This is a genomic window from Lonsdalea britannica (genome assembly GCF_946477055.1).
Classification (GTDB): Bacteria; Pseudomonadota; Gammaproteobacteria; order Enterobacterales; family Enterobacteriaceae; genus Lonsdalea; species Lonsdalea britannica_A.
The window spans coordinates 1-6229 of the sequence record NZ_CAMKXG010000210.1 but is presented as its reverse complement, the minus strand read 5'-3'; the positions used below and the strand labels follow the sequence as shown (position 1 = coordinate 6229).

The following is a 6229-nucleotide window of genomic DNA, read 5'->3' as shown; positions in this document are numbered from 1 at the left end:
AGCCCCTGAAGCGCGTCGAACCAGGTTCCCCACTGCACTTTGCTGCTGAACTCCGCGCCGTAGATAAACGCCTTGTCGCGGTTTTCTGACTGGTAAGCAATGCCGATATTCGACGGTACGTTGGTGAACTTGTCTGGGTTATTCGCCCGGGTATAGCGCGTGTAAGCGATAAAGTTCTTGTAGGTGTTGTAGAACAGCGCTGAGCGGAAGGTCACCCCTTCGGTCATTTCCCCTTTTAACCCCAGCTCATAGTTGTTACTGGTCTCCGTTTCCAGCTCGTTGTTGCCGATCAGCGCATATTGCGACGCTCCCGCATAGGAAGAACCCAGTCCCCACGATCCGTACAGCTGGCTGGCATCTGGGAACTGTGCGCCGCGCTTGTATTGGATGTAGCTGGTCAGACGCGGCGTCAGCGCATATTCAAGGCTCAGCGACGGCAAGACCTGCGTGTCGCTGTTGGTGCCGTAGAGCTTCTCGACATCTTCCGTCGTGATGGCCGTGCTGTTTTCGGTCAAACTGCTCAGATTCTGCGGTTTGGTCCGCTGGTACGCGACGCGCACTCCGGGCGTGATCGACAGCGTTTTGCCGGCGACATCCATCTCCATGCGATCCTGAACGAAGCCGCCGAGCGTATCCGTGCGGCTGTCGGCTTCCGGCTGCATGATGGCGTAGTACGTGGTTTGCGCCGGATCCTGGCTAAACGGACGCTCGGTATCGGACTGCTGAACGTTAAAGCCCCAGCTGAACTGATGCATACCCCACGTTTTCATCATGGTGGTTTCAGCGCCGTAGGTATCGACGTTGTAGTCCGAATTAACCGTATACATGCTGCGGGCGGTCAGCGGCATGTAGGTTTCGTCTTGGGTTTTGGTGTTCTGGTAATAGATGCGCGAGTCGATAGCGTCAATCCACGAATCCACGGAGGACGCCGTCCAGTTATGACGCAGGCTGCTGCTCCAGCGGCGGGTATCGCTATCCTGCTGCGCGTTGCCTAAAATCGAATTCCCCGAAGTATCCCAGGAGTCGTAATTCGAGTGAGATGTCTTGGTGTAATACTCCAGCGTGCCGGTGAACCGGTTTTGATCGTCCGCCTGCCAGATCCCCGAGGTCATCACGGAGGTGGAGTGCCAGTTCATCGGATACGCGGACAAGACGCCGCTATTGTTCTGGGTTTCCTGACCGTCGCGGCGGCTGATCACCACGATACCCCGCAGCGTCTCATCGCCGCCCGCCGCCGTGATACCGTTGTGCCAGCTGCGGTTGGACGAGTCATAGTCGCTCTGATAGCCGAAATAGGTGTGTTTTGACGGAGACAGGTATTGATCCGGCGATTTAGGACGGAAGGAGACCGCGCCGCCGATGGCGTTGTTGGCGCGTTCGACGCTCGTCGCCCCTTGATCGATGGTCACCAAACCGTACATGTATGGGTCGATGTAGTCACGGCCAATTCCGAACGTATTTAACCCGGCACGTCCGGCATAGCTGCGCGCGGTCGCGTTGGGCAATGGAATGCCGTCCACGTCGATGGCGACGCGGTTGCTTTCGAGGCCGCGGATGTTATAGCCGGTGTAACCGGAGCGATCGAATCCGCTTTTGCCGTTATTGGAACCCGCGCTGGAGCTGGTAGCGCTGACCAACGGCTGATAGCGCATGATGGAGCCGAAATCATTGCCGCCGTTTTTCTGTAATTCACTGGCGTCTAACGTGACGCGACTCCCGGCCTTGGTGTCGATGGGCGCGGAAATCACCGTCATCTGCTCGCCCGGATTGTCGTCCTGCGGCTTGGCGGCGGAAGCCGTCGCAGCCTGGGTGGCAGATGTGGTCTGCTCTTTCTTGGCTGTCTGCGTTTTATCGTCGTTATCAGACAGCGCGGCCAGCGCACTAAAGGTCGTGCTGGTCAAGACGCCCGTCAGGATAATCCGGATCAAACCTGAGAGATGTTTTTCTTTTGTATGCAAGAACATACTGAAACCTCAAATGTTAAAATCGTTATATTCTTGCTCATGCATTGCTTTGCAGTATTTATTCATTATTTTTGTAGTTATAACGGCGCGGTCAACTCAGCGTTTCTGCCTTGGCCGACATCGCGTCCGACAATCCATCAAACGATATTCCCTTCCCGATTCAACGCCGCAGTGAAACCTGAGGCGCCGCGGTTTCACGGTGCGGGCTGACAACGACATCGGCTTGATACCAACGCGTGATCGCCGGTTGGGTAATCACCTGCTCCGGCGCGCCTTCCGCCACGATCCTGCCGTCATGCAACAGCACAACCTTATCCGACCATAACGAGGCCAGATTCAGATCGTGTAATACGCAACACACCGCCAGCTTTCCCGTCGAGGTCAGCGTTTTTAGCAGCCGAAGCAGCTGCTGTTGGTGATACAAATCCAGCGCCGACGTCGGTTCATCCAGAAACAGCCACCCGGCAATGCCGTCAGGCCGCCACAGCTGGGCCAGTGAGCGCGCTAACCGCACCCGCTGTTGTTCGCCGCCGGACAACTGAGGATAAAGCCGACCACGCAGCGTCTCGCAGTCGGTCAACGCCATCACCTCGTCCAATACACGTACACTCGCATCGGTTGGCCAGGGCGAACGCCCCATCGCGATAACGTCTTCCACCCGAAATTGAGCCTGTAATACGCTGTCCTGACGCATGACCGCCCGCTGACGGGCGAGTACGTTTGGCGTCCATTCCGCCAGCGGGCGGCCGTTGAGCCTGCACTCTCCACCGTGTGGAGAATAAAAGCCTGTCAGCAAGCGCAGCAACGTCGACTTACCGGCGCCGTTAGGGCCGATAACGGTCGTCAATTCGCCCGGCGTCAACGTCAGCGACACGTCGGTCAGCAGCTGTCGGCCTCCCGTACGGTAGCTGACGTGGTGAGCGCTCAGGCACAGCTCCCGCATCTCAGCCATGTTTATGCCTCAGAATCAGCCATAAAAACCACGGGCCGCCCACCAGACTGGTCAACAGCCCCACCGGCATTTCCGCCGGGGCCACCATCGTTCGCGCCAGCGTATCGGCCAGCAGCAGCAGGAGCGCGCCGCCCAGCGCCGAACCGGGCAACAACCAGCGATGATCCGCGCCCAGCGTGATACGAATAAGATGGGGCATCACCAGACCCACAAAGCTGATAATGCCGCTGACCGCCACGGCTGAACCCACCAGAATGGCGCTTAAGATCACCATCTGACGCCGTGTCTTGCGGACATCGACACCCAGATAGTGCGCTTCTTCGTCGCCCAGCTGCAGCAGGTTGAGACGCCGGGCCAGCCGCTGCAAATATCCGGCGCAGGGCAGCACCAGCGACGCCACGATCATGACCATCGACCACTGGGCCTGTCCCAAACTGCCCATCCCCCACAGAGACAGCTGGCGCAGCTGCTGGTCATTGCTGATCCAGGACAGCACGCCGGTCGCCGCGCTACACAGGGCGTTGATGGCAATCCCCGCCAGGAGCAGACGAGAAAGCGAACTGCTGCTGGCGGAGGCGCTCAGCGCGAACAGCAGGACCATAATCACGGCGCTGCCCACAAACGCCGCCAGCATCGGCCAGTAGAGCGCCACCATCGCAGGCAATGCGATGGGAAACACCACCGACAGGGCGACCCCCATCGCAGCCCCGCTGCTGACGCCCAGCAGACCCGGCTCCGCCAGCGGATTGCGGAAGAGTCCTTGCATCGCCGCGCCGGAGAGCGCCAATGCAATGCCGACCAGCACCGCCAGCAGCACACGCGGCAGACGAATGTTCAACCAGACCTGCCACGGCAGGCTCTCCGACGACGACGCCAACAGTTGCGACAACGTAATCGGCATTGCGCCGTGGTTGGCGGCGATCACCATCAACAGCACTACGGACACCGCCATGAGCAGCAGCGTCATCGATGGATTGAGCCTCACGGCTGCGCTTCCACCGCGTTACGCAGGCGCAACAGCGCCGCTGGCGTATCCAGATCGAATCCCAACATCGCCATGTCGTCGACGACCAGCAGACGTTTATGTTGACCCGCAGGCGTCAGCGCCAGACCGGGCAACTGCCAGATGTTATTTTCGCCGCCGAGGGTTTTTACGCCCTGCTGGCTGATGACCACCCAGTCCGGCTGGCTGGCGACGACGCCTTCCTGAGACAATCGCTGATAACGGTTGAAACCCTGCATTGCATTCTGCAGTCCGGCGGCACGGATAGCGGCGTCCGCCGCCGTGTTTTGCCCGGCCCCCATCGCTGACATGCCGCTATGGCTCAGAATAAACAGCACTTTGACGGGCAGCGGCTTCGTCGGCAGCTCGGCGAGTTGCTGGTTGACCTTCTGCACCAGGGCCTGCCCTTCTTTTTCCTTACCCAATGCCTGAGCGATAACCGTGATTTTGGAGGCAATACCCGCGACGTCCTGTCCGGCGGGTACGCTCACGACTTTCACGCCGCTTTTCGCAATCTGCTCTATCGCCGTGGAAGGCTGAGACAGCTCGCTGGCGAGCACCAGCGTCGGCGTCATCGCCAATACGCCCTCCGCATTCAGCTGTCGCATGTAGCCGACATCCGGCAGCGCCAGCGCTTCCTGGGGATGCAGGCTGGTGCTGTCGCGCGCGATGACGTCGCCGCCCGCCTGCAGGGCGAAAACAATTTGCGTGACGTCGCCGCCGATAGTCACCAGCCGCGTCGCGGCCTGCGGCGAAAACGGCAGGCACAGCGCCAGCATCAAAAGGATGTTCTTCATGCGGCGGCTCCCGGTGTCGCCAACGAAGAAATTTGCTGACGCCACTGCGTCTGCTCCGGTTCGCCTTCCGTGCGCTGACCAAACAGCTGCGCAATCTGCGTGCCGTCGGCGGCAAACAGCTCCAGACTGGTGACAATACCGTCGCGCGTGGGCTTACGCGTCACCCAGCTTTCCGCGATGGTGTTGCCCTGCAAATGCAGCGTGAACGCTTTGTTGAACACGTTGATCCAATGTTCCATCGGCACCACTTTCTCAATCACGCCGGTAAAGATCTGAACGCAGCCTCGATTACCGACAAAGATCATGATTTCGTTGCCATCCTGATGCGCCGCATTCAGCAGCGTAGATAGCGCCTGGTTGTCCACCAGACAGGCCAAGTCATCGCTCACATGGCGGAAAGCCTGCTGACGCGTCAAATTGTGCCGTTTCAGAAGAGGGAAAAAATCATGCACGTCTTGCATGTCGCGCCACTCTTGTTCCAATCGCGGAGCATCAACGACGACGTCAGACGCGGGTGCGGCATACGGCGTGAGCGCCAATGGCGCATTGTCGGGGGCAGTGAAACGCTCGACCGTTTCCTGCCATGCCGCCCAGTCGGTGTGTTCCGTACCGTAGACCTTTAATACGGCGTCACCCTGACGGTCAAAGAACTGAATACTTTGGCGCTCGCCGCGCACGGTTTGCTCGATAAAGAAAAACACGCTGGCCCACTGCTCGGGAAAGACGCGCAAATCCAGACCACGCGGATTGAGCACTAACCCTACGTGTTCGCCGATACGCTGGTTACGGTAAAACCCGATCTGCTCATGCACGGCATATTCGTTACGCGTGATGGATTTTGTCTCCCCCACGTTTTCGAGCGCCGCCAAAATCTGCCGGGGGTCGTCAATCAGTCGACGCGCCTCATGCCCCACACGCAGGTAAGAGAGCTCCGCTTCACTGATATTCATTAACTGGGCCAGTTCACGCGCGTATTTTTTAGGATGCTGCTCTTTAAGTTGCAGATAATGTTGATAATCGTATTGCATGAATAGAAAGCTCCGACATTCGCACTGTCTTTTAGCAGGATTGTTTTAGGTAACTACACCGACGGTAATGATAATTATTACCATCCTCATAAAAATTTAACAAGCCAATATTGGCTGCATGAAGAAACCTTAATTCCACATTTCATCAAGGGGTTAACTACGAAAAAATAATAACTAATCAGGTAGGCTAATCGATAGAGATATAGAAAGTGGGCGTCTTCGACGCGAGCGGGGAACGTGCGGTGGAGAAATGAAGATGCCCTTGAGGAACACGGCGCCCATGAAGCGCTGCATGCCGACATGACAGCGGCGCGGAGACGCGGGGCAGCGAGCATTCCCAGCGTTTTGGGATGCAAAAACAACACGCAAAATTTAAAACCATCCTAATGGATTAAATTTAAATAAAAACCAAACGAATCGAAAAATCGTATTATTTTTTCATCTTATAAATAAAGTCTCAACGAAAATGAACTATAACTCAGAAT

5 protein-coding genes are annotated in these 6229 nt (G+C 57.5%); all 5 read right to left on the bottom strand.

Annotated features, from left to right (window positions below):
- Positions 1 to 1964: TonB-dependent siderophore receptor (locus Q7O77_RS13265; protein ID WP_304168119.1), on the bottom strand; the 1964-nt coding region annotated here is incomplete at its 3' end.
- Positions 1965 to 2124: 160 nt separating this feature from the next.
- Positions 2125 to 2916: a heme ABC transporter ATP-binding protein gene (locus Q7O77_RS13260; protein ID WP_304168116.1), complete on the bottom strand. Its 792-nt coding sequence runs from the start codon at positions 2914 to 2916 to the stop codon at positions 2125 to 2127.
- Entirely contained in the window at positions 2909 to 3883 is a 975-nt protein-coding gene (locus Q7O77_RS13255) for an iron ABC transporter permease (RefSeq protein ID WP_304168121.1), read from the bottom strand. Before Q7O77_RS13255 ends, Q7O77_RS13260 begins: the two co-directional genes overlap by 8 nt.
- A 14-nt stretch (positions 3884 to 3897) precedes the next feature.
- The gene (locus Q7O77_RS13250; protein ID WP_304168113.1) at positions 3898 to 4716 is read right to left on the bottom strand and encodes a hemin ABC transporter substrate-binding protein; all 819 of its coding nucleotides are present in this window, start codon (positions 4714 to 4716) and stop codon (positions 3898 to 3900) included.
- Positions 4713 to 5744: a hemin-degrading factor gene (locus tag Q7O77_RS13245; protein ID WP_304168111.1), complete on the bottom strand. Its 1032-nt coding sequence runs from the start codon at positions 5742 to 5744 to the stop codon at positions 4713 to 4715. The genes Q7O77_RS13250 and Q7O77_RS13245 overlap by 4 nt, the downstream gene beginning before the upstream one ends.
- Positions 5745 to 6229: the final 485 nt, after the last annotated feature.

What these genes read in the sequence shown, in the direction of transcription:
- Q7O77_RS13250 (WP_304168113.1), bottom strand. Translation starts at nt 4,716, where the DNA reads ATGAAGAACATCCTTTTGATGCTGGCGCTGTGCCTGCCGTTTTCGCCG.
- Q7O77_RS13245 (WP_304168111.1), bottom strand. Translation starts at nt 5,744, where the DNA reads ATGCAATACGATTATCAACATTATCTGCAACTTAAAGAGCAGCATCCT.
- Q7O77_RS13255 (WP_304168121.1), bottom strand. Translation starts at nt 3,883, where the DNA reads ATGACGCTGCTGCTCATGGCGGTGTCCGTAGTGCTGTTGATGGTGATC.
- Q7O77_RS13260 (WP_304168116.1), bottom strand. Translation starts at nt 2,916, where the DNA reads ATGGCTGAGATGCGGGAGCTGTGCCTGAGCGCTCACCACGTCAGCTAC.